Annotated in this window: 20 protein-coding genes and 1 riboswitch; of the genes, 3 read left to right on the top strand and 17 right to left on the bottom strand. The window is 28.6% G+C overall.

Annotated features, from left to right (window positions below; genetic code table 11):
- Positions 1-98 precede the first annotated feature (98 nt).
- From rpmF to JL105_RS05595, 3 genes are all read right to left on the bottom strand, one after another.
- A complete protein-coding gene (gene rpmF, locus JL105_RS05585) occupies positions 99-278 on the bottom strand; it encodes a 50S ribosomal protein L32 (protein WP_132027167.1) in 180 nt (59 codons plus the stop codon).
- Positions 279-800: a YceD family protein gene (locus JL105_RS05590; protein WP_132027166.1), complete on the bottom strand. Its 522-nt coding sequence runs from the start codon at positions 798-800 to the stop codon at positions 279-281. It lies immediately after the preceding gene.
- A 64-nt stretch (positions 801-864) separates the two neighbouring features.
- On the bottom strand, positions 865-2,061 hold the full coding sequence (locus JL105_RS05595; protein WP_132027164.1) for an acetate/propionate family kinase: 1,197 nt from the start codon (positions 2,059-2,061) through the stop codon (positions 865-867).
- Positions 2,062-2,218: 157 nt separating this feature from the next.
- Between JL105_RS05595 and JL105_RS05600 the strand changes: the two genes are divergently transcribed.
- Positions 2,219-3,472 (top strand): nucleotidyltransferase, encoded by a 1,254-nt coding sequence (locus JL105_RS05600; protein ID WP_132027162.1) that lies wholly within the window; start codon positions 2,219-2,221, stop codon positions 3,470-3,472.
- Positions 3,473-3,497: 25 nt separating this feature from the next.
- Here JL105_RS05600 and JL105_RS05605 read toward each other — a convergent pair whose 3' ends face one another.
- The gene (locus JL105_RS05605; protein WP_132027160.1) at positions 3,498-4,277 is read right to left on the bottom strand and encodes a patatin-like phospholipase family protein; all 780 of its coding nucleotides are present in this window, start codon (positions 4,275-4,277) and stop codon (positions 3,498-3,500) included.
- A 99-nt stretch (positions 4,278-4,376) separates the two neighbouring features.
- Between JL105_RS05605 and ylbJ the strand changes: the two genes are divergently transcribed.
- Positions 4,377-5,588 (top strand): sporulation integral membrane protein YlbJ, encoded by a 1,212-nt coding sequence (ylbJ, locus tag JL105_RS05610; protein ID WP_132027158.1) that lies wholly within the window; start codon positions 4,377-4,379, stop codon positions 5,586-5,588.
- A gap of 4 nt (positions 5,589-5,592) precedes the next feature.
- Here ylbJ and JL105_RS05615 read toward each other — a convergent pair whose 3' ends face one another.
- The 7 genes from JL105_RS05615 to JL105_RS05645 form a co-directional block, all read right to left on the bottom strand.
- On the bottom strand, positions 5,593-6,039 hold the full coding sequence (locus tag JL105_RS05615) for an ATPase (protein WP_237722318.1): 447 nt from the start codon (positions 6,037-6,039) through the stop codon (positions 5,593-5,595).
- A complete protein-coding gene (gene coaD / locus JL105_RS05620; protein WP_132027156.1) occupies positions 6,036-6,521 on the bottom strand; it encodes a pantetheine-phosphate adenylyltransferase in 486 nt (161 codons plus the stop codon). The genes JL105_RS05615 and coaD overlap by 4 nt, the downstream gene beginning before the upstream one ends.
- Before the next feature lie 14 nt (positions 6,522-6,535).
- Positions 6,536-7,087, bottom strand: coding sequence for a 16S rRNA (guanine(966)-N(2))-methyltransferase RsmD (gene rsmD, locus JL105_RS05625; protein ID WP_132027154.1), 552 nt, complete (start codon positions 7,085-7,087; stop codon positions 6,536-6,538).
- Positions 7,088-7,144: 57 nt separating this feature from the next.
- The gene (gene recG / locus JL105_RS05630) at positions 7,145-9,193 is read right to left on the bottom strand and encodes an ATP-dependent DNA helicase RecG (protein WP_132027152.1); all 2,049 of its coding nucleotides are present in this window, start codon (positions 9,191-9,193) and stop codon (positions 7,145-7,147) included.
- A 73-nt stretch (positions 9,194-9,266) separates the two neighbouring features.
- On the bottom strand, positions 9,267-10,910 hold the full coding sequence (locus JL105_RS05635; RefSeq protein ID WP_132027150.1) for a DAK2 domain-containing protein: 1,644 nt from the start codon (positions 10,908-10,910) through the stop codon (positions 9,267-9,269).
- Between the two features lie 18 nt (positions 10,911-10,928).
- On the bottom strand, positions 10,929-11,285 hold the full coding sequence (locus tag JL105_RS05640) for an Asp23/Gls24 family envelope stress response protein (RefSeq protein ID WP_132027148.1): 357 nt from the start codon (positions 11,283-11,285) through the stop codon (positions 10,929-10,931).
- Positions 11,286-11,413: 128 nt separating this feature from the next.
- The gene (locus tag JL105_RS05645) at positions 11,414-12,355 is read right to left on the bottom strand and encodes a 3-hydroxyacyl-CoA dehydrogenase family protein (RefSeq protein WP_132027146.1); all 942 of its coding nucleotides are present in this window, start codon (positions 12,353-12,355) and stop codon (positions 11,414-11,416) included.
- Between the two features lie 235 nt (positions 12,356-12,590).
- Between JL105_RS05645 and rpmB the strand changes: the two genes are divergently transcribed.
- Positions 12,591-12,782 carry a 50S ribosomal protein L28 gene (gene rpmB / locus JL105_RS05650; protein WP_132027144.1) on the top strand — a complete coding sequence of 64 codons (192 nt, stop codon included), beginning with the start codon at positions 12,591-12,593 and terminating at the stop codon, positions 12,780-12,782.
- Positions 12,783-12,818: 36 nt separating this feature from the next.
- Here the strand turns inward: rpmB and JL105_RS05655 are convergent, their stop codons facing one another.
- The 6 genes from JL105_RS05655 to pknB form a co-directional block, all read right to left on the bottom strand.
- Complete coding sequence (locus JL105_RS05655) at positions 12,819-13,001, bottom strand: hypothetical protein (RefSeq protein WP_132027142.1); 183 nt, start codon at positions 12,999-13,001, stop codon at positions 12,819-12,821.
- Between the two features lie 204 nt (positions 13,002-13,205).
- Positions 13,206-13,841 carry a thiamine diphosphokinase gene (locus tag JL105_RS05660; RefSeq protein ID WP_132027140.1) on the bottom strand — a complete coding sequence of 212 codons (636 nt, stop codon included), beginning with the start codon at positions 13,839-13,841 and terminating at the stop codon, positions 13,206-13,208.
- A 15-nt stretch (positions 13,842-13,856) separates the two neighbouring features.
- Positions 13,857-14,396 carry an energy-coupled thiamine transporter ThiT gene (thiT, locus tag JL105_RS05665; protein ID WP_132027138.1) on the bottom strand — a complete coding sequence of 180 codons (540 nt, stop codon included), beginning with the start codon at positions 14,394-14,396 and terminating at the stop codon, positions 13,857-13,859.
- A 59-nt stretch (positions 14,397-14,455) separates the two neighbouring features.
- A riboswitch (TPP riboswitch) is annotated at positions 14,456-14,556 on the bottom strand.
- A gap of 51 nt (positions 14,557-14,607) precedes the next feature.
- A complete protein-coding gene (gene rpe, locus JL105_RS05670; protein ID WP_132027136.1) occupies positions 14,608-15,255 on the bottom strand; it encodes a ribulose-phosphate 3-epimerase in 648 nt (215 codons plus the stop codon).
- Position 15,256: 1 nt separating this feature from the next.
- Complete coding sequence (gene rsgA, locus JL105_RS05675) at positions 15,257-16,132, bottom strand: ribosome small subunit-dependent GTPase A (protein WP_132027134.1); 876 nt, start codon at positions 16,130-16,132, stop codon at positions 15,257-15,259.
- Between the two features lie 11 nt (positions 16,133-16,143).
- A complete protein-coding gene (gene pknB / locus JL105_RS05680; RefSeq protein WP_132027132.1) occupies positions 16,144-18,093 on the bottom strand; it encodes a Stk1 family PASTA domain-containing Ser/Thr kinase in 1,950 nt (649 codons plus the stop codon).
- Positions 18,094-18,111: the final 18 nt, after the last annotated feature.

Genomic DNA, 18,111 nt, shown 5'->3' on the forward strand with positions numbered 1-18,111 from the left:
TTAATAAGCTATTGATATTAAATATATTATAGAATATGTAAAAATGCAATATTTATATAAAAAAAGATAGCGATATGGTATCACTATCTTATACTTAACTATTCCACATCTATAACTTCTCTATTTTTATAATATCCACAAGATGGACAAACCCTATGAGGCAATTTAGGTTCATGACATTGTGGACACTCAGAGATAGTCACTTTGTTTAATCTATAAGCAGATGCTCTTCTTTTATCTCTTCTAGCTTTAGAAGTTTTTCTCTTTGGAACTGCCATTTAAACATCTCCTCCTTCCTTTGGAACAAAATCTTTTAATTTTTCTAATCGCGGATCGATCCCTTCCAAGACACAATCACATTTTCTTTTATTTAAATTAATACCACATTTAGGGCATAGCCCTTTACAATCTTTTTTACAAAGAGGTTTCATAGGTAATGATAATATAACCATATCCAATATATCATCAGTTAAATCCACATTTTCTCCATTATAATAAATAATCTCATCATCAATTTCTTCTATTTCATTATTATTTTTAATTAGCCTCCCTGATAAAATAGTACTCCCTTTTCCCGTAAAAATAGTTAAACATCTACTACACACTTCTTCATATTCATAGTGAATATCTACATGAACAATTTTCCCTTCGTCAGCTTTGTATATATCTCCTCTATACTCTACATATTTTAAATTTTTAATATTACGTTCACTAGCATCCAAAACATTTTTATTTAATTCTCCTTCAATATGAATACTTAAAACATCTTCTTTCTGAAGTTCAGATAAATCAATATTCATTTTATTCACCTCTTAAACTAACACACTTAATTATATAAAGGAGGCTAATATTTGTCAAGAATTTTTATTTATTAATAATCTCTAATGTATCTCTTGCTATCATTAATTCTTCATTAGTAGGAATAACCAATATAGCAACAGGTGATGTATCTTTACTAACTATTGCTTCTTTGCCCCTAATATCATTTAGTTCTTCATCAATTTCAATACCTATACATTCTAACCCATCACATATTTTTTTTCTAACAAAAACAGAATTCTCTCCTATACCTGCTGTAAATACAAGAGCATCTACATGGCACATCATTGTTACATAAGCACCAATATATTTTTTCACTCTATTACAAAATACATCCAAAGCTAATTGTGCCCTTTCATGACCTTCAGCTGCAGCTTCTTCTAAATCTCTAAAATCACTGCTAATTCCAGAAATTCCTAATACTCCAGATTTTTTATTAAGTAACTCATTTACCTCGTCAACTGTCAAATTTTCCTTTTCCATTATAAAAGGAATTATAGCTGGATCTATATTGCCTGATCTAGTTCCCATAGCAAGCCCTTCTAATGGTGTAAAACCCATACTAGTATCTACAGATTTTCCACCTTGTATTGCACAAACACTGGCTCCATTTCCTAAATGGCAAGTTATTACATTTATTTTTTCTATATCTTTATTTAAGATTTCAGCTGCTTTTAATGATACATACTTATGAGAAGTTCCATGAAAACCATATTTCCTAATGCCATACTTCTCATATAATTCATATGGTAATGGATATATATAATTAGCCATAGGTATAGTTTGATGAAACGCTGTATCAAACACTCCTACCATTGGAGTATTTGGCATAAGAGCTTTACAAGCTTCAATCCCCATTATATTTGGTGGATTATGAAGAGGAGCCAAATCTATACATTCATTTAAAGCTTCCATTACTTCATCATCTATAAGTACTGAATTTGCAAATTTTTCTCCTCCATGAACTACCCTATGACCTACTGCCCCAATTTCATCCATGGATTTTATAGCTCCATAATTTGAATCTACCAACGCATTAAGTACTAATTCTAAAGCTTTCTTATGATCTTTCATTGGTTCTTCAATTAAAACTTCTTCTTTCCCAGTAGTCCTATGTTTTACTACAGAACCTTCCATTCCTATTCTCTCTACTAATCCCTTCGCAATAACTTCCTCATTATTCATATTTATTAATTGATATTTTAAAGAAGAACTACCACAATTAATAACCAATATATTCATATTTATTCCTCCTATTTTTTTAATATGTTAGTTAAATATACAACTATAGATTATATTATTATATATCCCTTAAAAAATCAACGACATTATAACTTTCAAAAGATTAACTTATGCTATAATTATATTAATATAAAAAACAAATGGAGGTTTTAATAAAATGAAAGTAGTTGGATTTATAGCTGAATACAATCCTTTCCATTTAGGCCATAAATACCATTTGGAGATGGCAAAACATTTAACTAATGCAGATTATTCTATAGCCATAATAAGTGGTTCTTTTGTTCAAAGAGGTGAACCTTCTTTAATAGATAAATGGAGTAAAGCTAAAATGGCAATAGACAATGGTGTGGATTTAGTTATAGAATTGCCCTTTATATTTTCAGTCCAATCTGCAGAATTGTTTGCTTATGGTGGTGTTTCTCTATTAGATCAACTTAATATAACAGATTATATGGTATTTGGTGCTGAAATAGAGGATCTAAAACCTCTAATCAAAATAGCCCATGTTTTAGCCGTTGAACCTCCTTATTATAAAAAAAGATTAAAAAAATATTTGGATATGGGATACTCATATCCAATATCTCGTAGTAACGCTCTAGAAGATTATTTTTTCTTAAAAAAGCCAAAACTTAAAGAAATTTTAGATATTAAAAATATATTAAACATGCCTAATAATATATTAGCCATTGAGTATATAAAAGCTTTAAAATTAATAAATAGTAATATTGAGCCTATTGCTATAAAAAGAATTGAAAATCAATATAAAGATACTATACTAAAAGGTAATATAGCTAGTGCTACTGCAATAAGAAATAACTTGCTCAATAATCCTATAGATTCTATAAAAAAATATGTTCCTTTAAAAACTTATGATCATTTAATAGATTATAAAAATAAATATAAATATTTCAATACACTAAGTAATTATGACCAGATAATACATTATTTATTATGTACCAAGAATAAAAAACAATTAACTGAAATAATGGATATGGAACCAGGATTAGAAAACCGAATAGTAGATAAAGCAACTCAATACAAAAATGCAGAACAATTAGTTCAGGCTATAAGCACAAAAAGGTATCCTAAAACTAGAATTCAAAGAATATTAGTTCATATCATGATGGATTTAACCCAAACTACATTTGAAGAATTAAAAAGCTACCATCCTGCATATATACGAGTATTAGGTGCTAATAAAAATGGTTTCATGTTATTAAACAAAATAAAGAAAAATTCCAAGCTACCAATAATCATTAAATTCGCTAATCATCATAAGTACAATAATACTTATTTAAACAAAATACTCTATTTTGATAAAAAATCTACAGACCTTTTCTTTATAGGTTTAAAAAACTCAAAACCTTTCATAAATATGGATTATTATATAACTCCTTATATTAGAAAATAATCTAAATGAAATTGTTAATATAATTTTATTTAAGATTATTCAAAACATTGAATATCTTTTCTTTGTTTTTCATCACAGTTTCATATCCTATTATAGAACATTCTTCTACCAATTCAAAGTCTGAGGATTCTATATGGCTTAAAGGTAATCTAATAATTAAATCTGCTAATCCTAAATCTGGTTCAGTTATCTGCTTAGACATTATATCTATAGATTGCAGTACTATATCAAACATATGAATTACTTTACTTTGATACTTACTAAATCCAACATCTATAGCTATAACTATATCTGCTCCCATTTTTTTTAATATAGAAATAGGAATTCTATCAACAACTCCCCCATCCACTAATGTTCTACCTTGATATTCAACGGGTTCAAATACACCAGGAATTGATATACTAGCTCTTATTGCTTTGTAAAGAGGTCCTTTATTAAATATTACTTCTTCACCAGTCTTTAAATCTGTAGCCACTATTACTAATTTCTTATTTAATTCTTCTATGTTCCTATTAGCAGTAATAAGCTTTAATATTTCCTCTATCCGCTCCCCTTTAATTATTCCTTTTCTAGGTACTGTAAAATCCATCCACATTTTCTTGTCTATTTGAATGGTCAAATTTTTTAACATGTCAGGGTCTATTCCTGTGCTATATAATCCTCCTATAAGAGCCCCTGCACTACTACCTGATATTATATCTATATCTATATTTAATTCCTCTAAAGCTTTTAATACACCTATATGTGCAAGCCCTCTTGCTGCACCAGAACCTAAAGCCAATCCCACTACTGTTTTTTTACTCACAATAACACCTCCCATAGTCTTTCTATCATATTTTTATTATGTATAAATATAATTTATTAAAGGTAAATATTATAACCACAACGGAGGGAATAAAAGGCTATGAAAAAATCCTTTATCAATATAGTATTCATAATTCTATTAATATACACATTAGTAGGTATTGTAACCCATCCTAAATTAGCATTAGATAGTGCTCATGATAGTTTATTAACCTGGTTTAATGTAGTAATACCTTCATTATTACCATTTTTTATAATTTCAGAAATTTTAATAAGAATAGGCTTCGTAAATTTCATTGGTAAATTATTAGAACCATTGATGAAGCCTATATTTAATGTACCAGGTATTTCTGCTTTTCCTTTTTCTATGAGCATAATATCTGGCTATCCTACAGGAATTAAAATAATTTCCAGCTTAAGATCTAAAAATCTAATATCCAAAACAGAAGCTGAAAGGACCATGTGCTTTTCTAGTACTTCTGGTCCACTATTCATGATAGGAGCAGTTTCCATAGGCATGCTTAATAATCCTTCTATAGTACCATTGGTAATATATCCTCACTACTTTGGGGCTTTAACTATAGGTTTTCTTTTTAGATTCTATAAAAAAGGCGAAGATAATTTATCCCATTATTATACATTGCAGAAAAAAAATCTTAATACTAGTGCAAATAATATAAATATAAACATTAAAAAAACTTCAATAGGCAAAATTATTTCCGATAGTATAAGATCAAGTATAAATACTATCACATTAATTGGTGGATTTATGATTATATATACTGTACTAGTAGAGATAATATTTGTATCAAATTTTTTTAGCCTATTTATAAAATTTATACAAAAACTAATTCCCGTTCAAATTAATATAGAAGTAATAAAAGCATTATTTGCTGGTATATTTGAATTGACAACAGGTTGTACAAAAATATCAACTACAAATTTAGGATTAATGCAAAAAATTATACTTATAAATTTTTTAATAGGATGGAGCGGTTTTTCAGTCCATAGTCAAGCTATAAGTTTTTTAAGTAACACTGATATAAATAGTAAAATATATATAATTGCAAAACTTCTTCATGGTAGCTTGGCTTCTATATATACCATATTACTATATGCTTTTATATACAAAGACATAATTAAACCATCTTTTTATCCATATCCCTGCTATCCAACGGATTCCATTTTTATATTAGAATGGTCTAATTTATTATTAGGCTCTTTTAAACTTGCTCTATTAATGAGTTTATGCTTATTAATCTCATCTTTTATTATGATGTTTATCAAATATTTATTTCAGCAAAATAATTAATTAATCATCCTCTTAGTTCTTTTCTATTCTCATTTAATATCTCTATTAATCTTTTTAGGTCTTCTTGAGTATTTGCTAATATATTATCGGCATATTCTAGTGCTCCTAGCCTAATCTCTTTAGCATTATTTTGTGCTCTAGTAGTAATTTCTTCAGCTAATTCCTTTGCTTTTTTAGTTATTTCATCTTCTTCTATTAACTCTTTTAATCTTAATTCAGCCTCATTAATAATGGTATCTGCTTCTTTTTGAGCTTCAGCCAATATCCTCTGACGTTCTTCTTTTATCCAATTAGCTTGTTTTATTTCCTCTGGCAATTTAATTCTTATCTCGCTTATAATATCATATATCTCATTTGCATCAATCATAACTTTAGAAGAAAAGGGTACTGATGAACCATTCTCAATTATATCCTCTATTTCATCTATTAACTTTAGAATGTCCATAATCATTGACTACCTCCTTTTACTTTTTTCTTTAATGCAGTCTCTACATTATGAGGAACAAAACAAGAAATATCTCCACCAAAAGTTGCAACTTCTTTAACTATACTTGAACTTAAATAAGTATACTTACCACTTGACACCATAAATATAGTTTCTATATCTGGCTTTAACTTTTTATTAGCCAGAGCCATTTGCATCTCATATTCAAAATCTGATACTGCTCTTAATCCTCTAACCATTGTAGTACACCCTTTTTCTCTAGCATAATCTACCAGTAATCCAGAAAAAGTATCTACTTCTACATTGTCATAATTATTTAAAACTTCCTCCAATAATTCAACTCTCTCCTCTATAGTAAACATATTTTTTTTAGATTTGTTGTTTAGGACTGCTACTATAACTTTATCAAATTTTTTGGAACACCTATCTATTATGTCTAAGTGTCCATAAGTTACAGGATCAAAACTTCCAGGATATATTACAACCATTTTTCTCCCCCTTATCAATTATTTATATAAAAAGTTAAAGACTTATTACCATAATTTCTATGGTCTATATTAGTAAACCCATATATTTTATCATCTAATATTAATTCTTTTTCATGCTCTATTATTATAATACCTTCTTTTTTTAAAATGTCCTTTTTATAAATATATTTAAGAATCTTTATACATAAATTTTGCCTATAAGGTGGATCCATAAATATATAGTCAAAAGATAAATTATTTTTAGATAGTAAATTTATACCTTTTTGAGCATTTGCTTTAATAACATTTGCCTTATCTTCTAATCCAGTATGAGCTAAATTTTCATTTATAACTTTTATACTCATTATAGAATTATCAATAAAGTAAGCCTTCTGTGCACCCCTACTCAAAAATTCAATACCAATAGAACCAGAACCAGCATACAAATCTAAAACTATAGAATTTTTATCTACGTCTCCTAAAATATTAAATAATGATTCTTTAATCCTATCTTCTGTAGGTCTAATATCCCTTCCTTTAGGAGCCTTTAATTTATAACCCTTTTTACTCCCTGATATTACTCTCAATAAATCATCCCACCTTCATGAAATATATTTTATCATATTTTAATAATTTTAATAGAATTAATTTAAAATTAAATTTTCTAATCTATCTCCAAACATATTTATTATCTTCTGTCTTAATAAAAAATGTTCTTCATCTATTAGTAAGTAATCTCTATCTAGTATTTCTTTGGCTTTTTGTTGAGCTAATTTTAATATATCTATATCTGTAAATAAATTAGCAATTTTAAGATCCGGTAAACCATGCTGTTTAGTCCCAAAAAACTCACCAGGTCCTCTTAATTCCAAATCCTTTTCTGATATATAAAATCCATCATTAGATCTTTGAAGTATTCTCATCCGTTCTCTAGATATTCTACTATTACTTCCATTAATCAAAATACAATAGGATTGATATTTCCCTCTGCCTACTCTTCCTCGCAACTGATGTAATTGAGCCAAACCAAACCTTTCTGCATTATATATTACCATTATATTTGCATTAGGTACATCAACTCCAACCTCTATAACAGTAGTTGATATCAAAACATCAATTTTTTTATTCTTAAATTGTTCCATGATATTGTCTTTTTCTTGGGATTGCATTTTACCGTGAAGAAGACCAACATTAAAATCCTTATATATGGTATCTTTAAAAGACATATATAATTCTTCTGCTGCCTTCACATTTAGTGTATCACTTTCTTCTATTAAAGGGCATACAATATAAGCCTGCCTTCCTTCAAGCAATTGTTTTTTTACAAACTTATTTACTCTTTCTATCATAGAGGTTCCTACTGCATAAGTTTCAATTGGTTTTCTGCCAGGAGGCATCTCATCTATTATAGAAATATCTAGATCTCCATACAATATTAAAGCTAAAGTTCTAGGTATCGGAGTAGCAGTCATAACTAAAATATCTGGGCTGTTACCTTTCTGATTTAATATAGCCCGTTGTTTTACACCAAATCTATGTTGTTCATCAGTGATAGCTAATCCTAAATTATTAAACTCTACATGCTCTTGGATTATAGCATGAGTTCCTATTAAAACATGGATGTTCCCATTTTTTAAATCTTCAAGAACTTGTTCCTTTTTCTTACTAGATAAGGAACCAATTAAAAGTTCACAATTAATATCATACTCCGAAAATAAATTGGAAATAGACTCATAATGTTGTTGAGCTAATATTTCTGTGGGGACCATAAGCACTGATTGATACCCTGATTTATAAGCTTTAAACATTGCTAATACTGCAACTATAGTCTTTCCAGAACCTACATCTCCTTGAATTAATCTATTCATTTGCTTGTTATCTTCCATATCCTTTTCTATCTCCTTAAACACTCTCTTTTGAGCAGAAGTAAGTTTAAAAGGTAATTTATCAATAAAACGATATACTTCGTCTGAAGGGGAAAATTGTATTCCTCTATTTATATCATTGGACCTATTTTTAATTAAAAATAATCCTAATTGTAAAGTAAGCAATTCTTCAAATACTAATCGGCGTCGTGCTTTTAAATAACTATTTTTATCCATTGGAAAATGAATATTTTTAATTGCCTCTTTGATTGGCATTAAATTTAACTCTGTTCTTAAATAGTCAGGAAGTACTTCTGGTAACTTATTTGAATACTCTTTTATTGCATTATGCATTATTCTTATCATTTCATTATTACTCAATCCTTTAGTTAAAGAATATATAGGCATAATAGTACCTATTCTATTTCTGTTTCCTTTCCCTTTTTCAAATACTGGATTAGTTATTTGAATTTCATTACCAAATCGATTTATTTTACCATAAACCACTATACTATCTCCTAAAGAAAGTTGTTTTAAGACATAATCTTGATTAAACCATACTAAAAAAGCCATACCTGTTTCATCTCGTACAGGTATTTTTACTATGCTAAGATTTTTTCTAGGTTTTAACGTAGTAGGATATCCACATATTTTTACTCTTAAACTAACCTTTTCGCCTTCTTTACACTGGGCAATATATTTAAAATTAGTTCTATCTTCATATTCTCTAGGAACAAAATACAATAAATCTTCAATTGTATTGATATTTAATTTTTTCAATTTAGATGCTCTTTTAGGACCGACACCTTTTATATACTGTATAGACATATATATAACCTCCTAATCCTAACTTATATAACTAATAAACCAAAAATCCCTACCAAATGATAGTAGGGATTTTTTACTCAATTGAAAATATATAATAGTACAGTGGTTGACCACCAAATAATACTTCAATATCAAAATCTTCAAACTTTTTTTCAAGCTTTGTAGATAATTTTAGAGCATCTTCTTCTTCTAATCCATTACCATAAAATATTGTTATAAGAGATGATTCATCATCAACCATCTTCTCCAATAATTCTAAAGCCACTTCTTCCACATCATTGCCAATGGCAAGAATTTCATCCCCTGTAATTCCAATTATGTCATCTTTTTTTATTTCTACACCATTAATTTCTGTATCTCGAACAGCATAGGTAACTTGAGCTGTTTTAACATAAGAAATTGCTTCTTTCATATTTTTTAAATTTCTATCTATATCTGTTTCAGGGTTAAAAGCAATTAAAGCTGATACACCCTCTGGTATAGATTTAGTTGGCAATACATAAACATTTTTATTACTTAAATCCTTAGCTTGTTCTGCTGCCAAAATTATATTTCCATTATTAGGAAGTATTATTATATTTTCAGCTTCTACTTCCTCTATAGCTTTTAATAAATCTTCAGTACTTGGATTCATAGTTTGTCCACCCGGTATAATATAATCTACATTTAAATCTTTAAATACAGCATTTATTCCTTCACCCACTGAAACTGCTATTATACCATACTTTTTATTAGCAACTTTCGTTTTTTTACTATCTACTTGATTTACTTGTTCTTCATCAACAATTAAATGACTATGTTGATATCTCATATTATCTATTTTTATATCATTTAATTCTCCTAGCTCAAGGGCTTTTTCTAATACCATCCCTGGATTATTTGTATGAATATGCACTTTAATAAATCCTTCTCCACCTACAACTAATAATGAATCACCAAATTTAGCTAATTCTTCTCTAAATTGTTCATAATCCTTATAATATGTGTTTATTATAAATTCTGTACAGTAACCATATTTAATATCTGCAGTCTCAATATCACGAGAAATATGAACAGGTCTTTTTATAGATGATTCAATAAATTCCAATTCAATTTCTTCACCAGTTGTAATAGCATTATAAGCACCTGTCAATGCACACATTAAACCTTTTCCACCAGCATCTACTACCCCAGCTTGCTTCAATACTGGTAACATTTCAGGAGTTTTATTTAATACATAGTTCCCATACTCTATTATCTTGTACAAAAAATTAATCACATCATCTTCTTCACTAGCTATTTTTAATGCATATTCTGCACATCCCCTTGCTACGGTAAGTATAGTTCCTTCTGTTGGTTTCATTACCGCTTTATATGCAGTATCTGATGCTAACTTCAATGCATTTGCTAAATCTACAGTATCAATATTTTCTTTATCCTCTAATCCATTAGCAAATCCTCTAAGAAGTTGTGAAAGTATAACTCCTGAATTTCCCCTTGCTCCCATTAAAGAACCATTACTTGCTGCCATAGCTACTTTCCCAGCATTATATTCGTTTAAATTTAATATCTGTTTAACAGCCGATTTCATAGTCAATGACATATTTGTACCAGTATCTCCATCAGGAACTGGGAATACATTTAATGCGTTTATTTCCTCTTTATTTGCATCTAAATATTGTGCAGCACCTATAAATGCTTTCTTTAGCATAACGCCATCCACATTTTTAACCTTCAATTATAGTACCTCCTTAAACTACTTTTCAACTCTGATCCCTTGAACAAATACATTTACTTTAGTTACTTTAAGACCTGTAAGATTTTCTATGTTGAACTTTACTTTTTCTATTATATTTTGTGCTACTACAGATATCCTTACTCCATACTCTAATATAACATGTAAATCCACTTCTACTTCATCGTTCTTCGTATATACCTTTACTCCTTTTGCTAGATTTTCCCATTTTAGTAATTCAAAAAAACCATCAGTTGCATTTTTGCTAGCCATTCCAACAATACCATAACTTTCCATAGCTGAAAGTCCTGCTATTGTAGCAATAACACTATCCTCTATAGTAATATAACCATACTCACTTTTTGTCTTTGCTGGCATAAAATATCGCCTCCCTATTTAAATAAATACTTTATGCATACATTTTACCTTATAATAATAAATAGTTCAACTAATTCTATAAACTAGATAATAAAAAAGTATTGTATAAATTACTATAAAAATAGATATTACTGATCTTCACGATCTCTACAAATGAAATATTTTAAAACTTCATTTCTTCTATTTTTTGTTCTTTCTATAATATCGTCATCCCATTCATAGAAACCTTTTTTACTTTTTATTCCAAGTTCGTTTTTTTCAACCTTCTCTTTCATAAGGTATGAAGGTTCTTTTGAATCACATAAATCTTCAAATAAATATTCAGATATATTATAAAATATATCTAATCCTCCCATATCAGCAGATTTTATAGGACCTGTTATTGGAAGTCTCCTCCCAAATCCATATTCAACAGCTTTATCAACTTCTTCTATCTTTGCCCATCCTTTCTCTACTATATATAGTGCTTCTCTTAATAATGCTAACTGAAGCCTATTTCCTATAAACCCTAAACATTCTTTCTCCATTCTAACAGGAACCTTACCTAATTTTTCAATAAATTTAGTAATTATATCCATTGTTTCAGATGATGTTTTTTCTCCTGGTACAATTTCAACCAAAGGTATTAGCTGTGGTGGATTCCAAAAATGTGCTACAACTATTCTTTCTGGATTTTTAGTATGTAATGCTATATCTGTTGGACTAAGTCCTGATGTAGTTGACGCAAGAATAACATTTCTGTCACATATTTCATCCATTTCTTTGTATACTTTCTGCTTTATGTTAATATCTTCTGCTATTGCTTCTATGACAATATCTGCATCTTGTATGTTTTCTTTTATAGTTTTAAATCCTTTGATTCTACTAACAATTTCTTTTGCTTCATTTTCATCAATTACCTTCTCATTTACTAAATCTTCTAAATTATTTTTTATACTGTTAAAACCCCTATCTAAACTAGCATCACTTCGCCCAAACATATTTACATTATATCCTTTTTGAGCACAAAGCTGTGCAATTCCATGCCCAATAGTTCCTGTTCCTAAAACTGCAACATTTTTAATATTCATATTACTTAGCCCTCCTATAATACTATATAATATTGTCTACTTGCATTTTATATATTATATTAATCATATCATATAAAATTATTCTTTTTTATTTTTATTTACAATTATTTTATAATAACTGCAATTTTAGTTGCATTCTGTTTATTAATTATGTTAAAATATAATATATTATTTATTATTTTACTCTAAATAAAAAATATACTGCAATTTTTTTTATAATTAAGGAGGTGTTCATGTGGCTAAAAGATGTGATATATGTGGAAAAGGAAAATTATATGGAAATAAAATAAGTTTCTCAAATAAAAAAAATAATAGAAGTTGGTCCCCCAATATTAGAAAAGTTAGAGCTGTAGTAAATGGCACTACAAAAAGAATAAATGTTTGTACTAGATGCTTACGATCTGGGTATGTGGATAGAGCACTATAAAAAATAAAGACTTCCATTTAATAGAAATGGAAGCCTTTATTTTATCCTTAATATCATCAATCCCAATATTATTAACACTACACCTATTATAATTAGCAATCCTTCTATAGAAATCATATTTATTACAATAAACAATCCTATAATACCTAAAATTATACCAATAATTTTTTTTATTTTATGTTGATACCTATATTTGAATTTGTGCAAAAAACTTCTCACTGGTAACACCTCAAATAATTAAACTTAATTTATCATATTCATGAATTTATATATTAGTTACAAAAAAATTGGAACAGTTAGATTATTCTAAAATTAAACATGCTTAGAATTTTTCTTAAAAAAATCAATCCTAAGCATGTTTATATTATTTTTTATTTAGAAAGTTAGAATTTGTTATTCCCTAATATTCTCTAATTTAAAACTTTAATCTTTGGAAATACATACTAAGCACATTCCCTCATTAACTTTTATATATCCTTTTTCACTTACTATATTATTACTAATGCCTAAGGTAGAACCAAATTCAATATAACTCTCATTTAATTCATATTCAAATCCTTTTAATGATATATTAATTCCTTCTTTTATCAACGGAATTATTGACACATAAAAACCTTCTTTTTTATCTAATATAAGTTCCTCGTCAACTAAATATATGGTGTTATTTTCATCTATAATTTTTCCCTTTACCCCTTCATCATGTAGCTTTTTAAGCAACAATATATTAGCTAATGAATGATCTATTCTACTACCCAAAACCCCTACCAAAGTAATATCCTTAATACCTTTATTCATTAAAAATTCCAAAGCCAATTCTGTATCTGTAGCATTCTTTTTTGTTGGAAATTTTTCTATTGGTACTTTACTTTTACGAATCACATTTAAAGTTTTAGGTAATATAGAATCCAAATCTCCAATTACTAAATTAGGTAAAATACCTGCCTCTATACAATAGTTACATCCTCCATCAGCACATAAAATAAAATCAAATTCCCTTCCTATTTTTCTTAACCAATTAAAATTTTTTATATTCCCATTAGAAACTATCAATGCTTTCATTTTATTTAATTTCCTCTACTTTTCTATTTTACTCAATGGCTTCCATATTAGGGATAATATAATAGATGATATTATAAACTCTGGAACTAAATAACTAGATTGATATATCAAAGAATAAATCCAAGGATTTTGATTCCCTGCATATTCACTAAAAAAGATTACTCCTGCTAAAAGATGACAAATAAATCTTCCGCCAATTGCTAATAGTACAGATAAAACTATATTAAAATAATCTTTAGGGCTATCTACTTCTTTAGAAATAGAGGAAATTCCTGCTAATCCTAATAGTCCAAATGCAATTGGATATTCCAATATAGCTTGTGCAGGACTAAAAAACCATCCTCCTAATATTAGTTTAAGTATGCCAAAAACAGCTCCAGTTACCATACCTGGTCTTACACCCCATCTCATAGCAAATAATAATATAGGAATCATACTACCTGCTGTAACTGCACCTCCCTGCGGTGCTTCATACAATTTTATTCTACTTAATAAGTACGCTAAAGCAATCATGATTCCAGCTTCTACTATCATTTTAGTATTCCACTTTTTCATTTATTTCCCCTCCTTATAAATAGTAAAACCCATTACCTGAATTCGGTAATGGGTAAATAAGCGATTAATTTACACTTTCCTACGCTAGAATTACCTAGTTCAGGTTTAAAGGGTCGGAATATATTTCCCTCTCAGCCTATTGGCTCCCCTAGTGTTAACACCATATACAGTTGTTAAATACATTATAACATATATATGTTATATTTCAAAATTATATTCTTTTAAATTCATTAGTTCTTTCAACTATATCTTCTGCTTCAAAAATTCCTGAACCTACTACTATAATATCTGCTCCTAAATTAATTATTTTCTTTGCATTTTCTAGTTTAATTCCTCCATCTACTTCAATTAATATATTTAAATTTCTATTATCTATAATATTTCTTAAATCAAATATTTTTCTTTCCATAGACTTAATAAACTGTTGCCCGCCAAAACCTGGATTTACTGTCATGATAAGTACCATATCTAAATAGTCCAATATATATTTTATATTCTCTATAGGAGTAGATGGGTTTAATGCCACTCCAGCTTTTAAACCATAGGATTTTATCTGTTGAATAGTCCTATGAAGATGTATAGTAGCTTCTTCATGAACAGTAATAATATCTGCACCAGCCTTTACAAAATCCTCTATATATCTTTCAGGCTTGTCAATCATTAAATGTACATCAAAAGGAATTTTACTAATATTCTTTATCTTTTTTATTACAGGTGGTCCAAAGGTAATATTAGGAACAAATACTCCATCCATTACATCTATATGAATATAATCTGCTCCTCCTTTTTCTAGATTTAATATTTCCTCTTTCAAATTTCCAAAATCTGCTGACAAAATAGACGGTGCAACTATCGCCATATCAATACCTCCTAGTATTTCTAATCTCTTCTAAAAAACTAATATAATTTTTATATCTAACCTTATCTATATTGCCTAACTCCATTTGCTTTTTTACTTCACAACCTGGTTCCTTATAATGTAAACAACCACTAAATTTACATTTATAACTATATTTATCTATCTCTCTAAAATAACTACCTAATTGAACTTCTTCCTCAACAAAACTTAAATCCAAAGAGCTAAATCCAGGAGTATCCAATACATAGCTATTAAAACCAATATCTATTAATTCTACATGTCTTGTTGTATGTTTTCCACGTGTTGTTTTTTTGCTAATTTCTCCTGTTTTAAGCCCTAATCTCTTATCTATTTTATTTAATAACGATGATTTACCTACCCCTGAAGGTCCTGCAAATACTGTAATATTATTTTTAAGTTTTTCCCTTAACTCTTCTATTCCATCACCAGTCTTCGCACTTGCCATTATAGTTGAATAACCAGCTTTACTGTATATATTTATAAATTCTAACTCTTCATCTTTTGCTAAATCTATTTTATTTATACATATTATGGTATCTAATTTTTCATATTCAACCATAACTAAAAACCTATCTAAAAGCCAAAAATTTATATCTGGTTCCTTAACACTCATAACTATTATAGCTTGTGTTATATTAGCTACAGGAGGGCGAGTAAGCTGAGAACTTCTGTCCATTATTTTTTCAATATAACCAGTCTCATCTTCTTCATTTACCCTTATTAAAACTTTATCTCCTACCAAAGGAATGGTATTGTGCTTCCGAAATAAACCCCTCGCTTTACATTCATATATTCCTCTCTCAGTTTCAACATAATAAAAGCCACCTATTCCTTTTATAATTCTTCCGCTTAGCATATACAGCCTCCCTATTGTTTGTCTGGATGTGGAAAAGTTTCATTATGAATTCCGTTAAAATATATTTCGAATTGAGCATCTAATTTTCCTTTTAAAGGAATCTTTACAGTATTTCCATCGGCTATATGAACCTTCTCATACACTGTTTCGCTAACTCCGTCTTGAACTCTATCTATTCTTATTTCAACTTTAGTGCCATCTTGAGGAAGAGTTAATTTCAAATTAAATGGAACTTCGCTATTTACATCTTCATCTTCAGGTTCCTCTTCAGGTACTTTTTCAGGACCAGTACTAATATATATATCTACAGAAGTATTAGGTTCTACAGCTACCCCTGGTTCAATACTTTGCCATATTACATATCCTTCTGGATATTCATCACTTGGTTTTTCAATTCTTTGACCTCTTTTTAAATTAAATGATTTAAGAGCATTTTCTGCATCTTTCTCTTTTAATCCTACAAGTTTAGGCATTAATACTGGTTTGCTTTTTGGACCTTTACTTACTATCAGATCAATTTTGGTATTTGCTTCTACTTCTGTATAAGGTTCAGGAAACTGATTCATAATAATATTAGCTTCTACAGTATCACTATAATCATATTTAACTTCTCCTTCATCTAAATTATATTCCCTTAAAATAGCATCTACTTCCGTTATGTTTTTGTTGATTAGATTAGGTACTTTAACAAGTTTACTACCTTTACTAATTGTAACTCCAATAGTAAAGCCTTTTTTAACTTTTTCTCCCGCCTTAACGTTTTGAGAAACTATCTCACCTTCCTCAAACTCATTATCATAAATTTCTTTATATATTTTTAATTTTAAACCTTGTTTTTCTAATTCTTCCTCAGCTACATCCACATGCATACCAACCAAATCAGGTACTACTGTTTCAGCAACTACAAATAAATCTTTAAATTTAAAAAAGCTAAAAGCTACAAAACCAGTAACTATAAATGCAAGTAATATTGCCAATAATATTGGCTTTAAACTATTTTCTCCTTTATTTTTTTTCTTCTTACCTTTTCTCCCTTTCAAATCTTCTTCATCCTCATTCTCTATTTGAATATTTGACATTATTTGAGTTGGAGAATCAATTATTGAAGTATTTTCTATAAAATCATCAACACAAGAATACTTTAATTTTTTTAAATCATATAATAATTCTCCAGCACTTTGGTATCTATCAAACTGATTTTTTTGTACACATTTCATTATAATTTTTTCTAGGCCAATTGGTACAGTACTATCTATTTTTCTTGGTGGCTCTATTTCTCCTTCAATATGTTTTAATGCTATAGAAATAGGACTATCTCCTTCATAAGGAACCTTACCAGTTATCATTTCATACATAACAATTCCTAAAGAATATATATCAGATTTTTCATCAGTATAACCACCCCTAGCTTGTTCTGGTGAAAAATAATGAACAGAACCTATTACATTAGTAGAAGTAGTTACGGTAGAAGTAGTAGCTGCTCTAGCTATTCCAAAATCCGTTACTTTTACTCTTCCATCATCAGTTACCATAATATTGTGAGGTTTTATGTCTCTATGAACTATATGGTTTTTATGGGCATGTTCTAGTGCTTCAGCTATTTGAATAGAATAATCCAAAGTTTCCTCTACAGATAATTTACCTTTCTCTTTAATAATTTCCTTCAAAGTTTTACCCTTAATATACTCCATAACTATGTAATGGATAAAATTTTCTCCTATTTTTTCTACTCCAACGTCATATACATTTACAATATTAGGATGGGATAAGCTTGCTGCTGCTTGAGATTCCCTTTTAAACTTTTTAATGAAATCTTCATCATCTACAAATTCCTCCCTCAACACTTTCACAGCCACATTCCTGTTTAAAAGTCTACACCTAGCCTTATAAACACATGCCATTCCACCTTCCCCAATTTTTTCAATTATCTCATATCTATTACCTAACACAGTTCCAATCATATTCATCACCTCACTTAA

The sequence above is a fragment of the Keratinibaculum paraultunense genome (assembly GCF_016767175.1).
In the GTDB taxonomy this organism is placed as follows: domain Bacteria; phylum Bacillota; class Clostridia; order Tissierellales; family Tepidimicrobiaceae; genus Keratinibaculum; species Keratinibaculum paraultunense.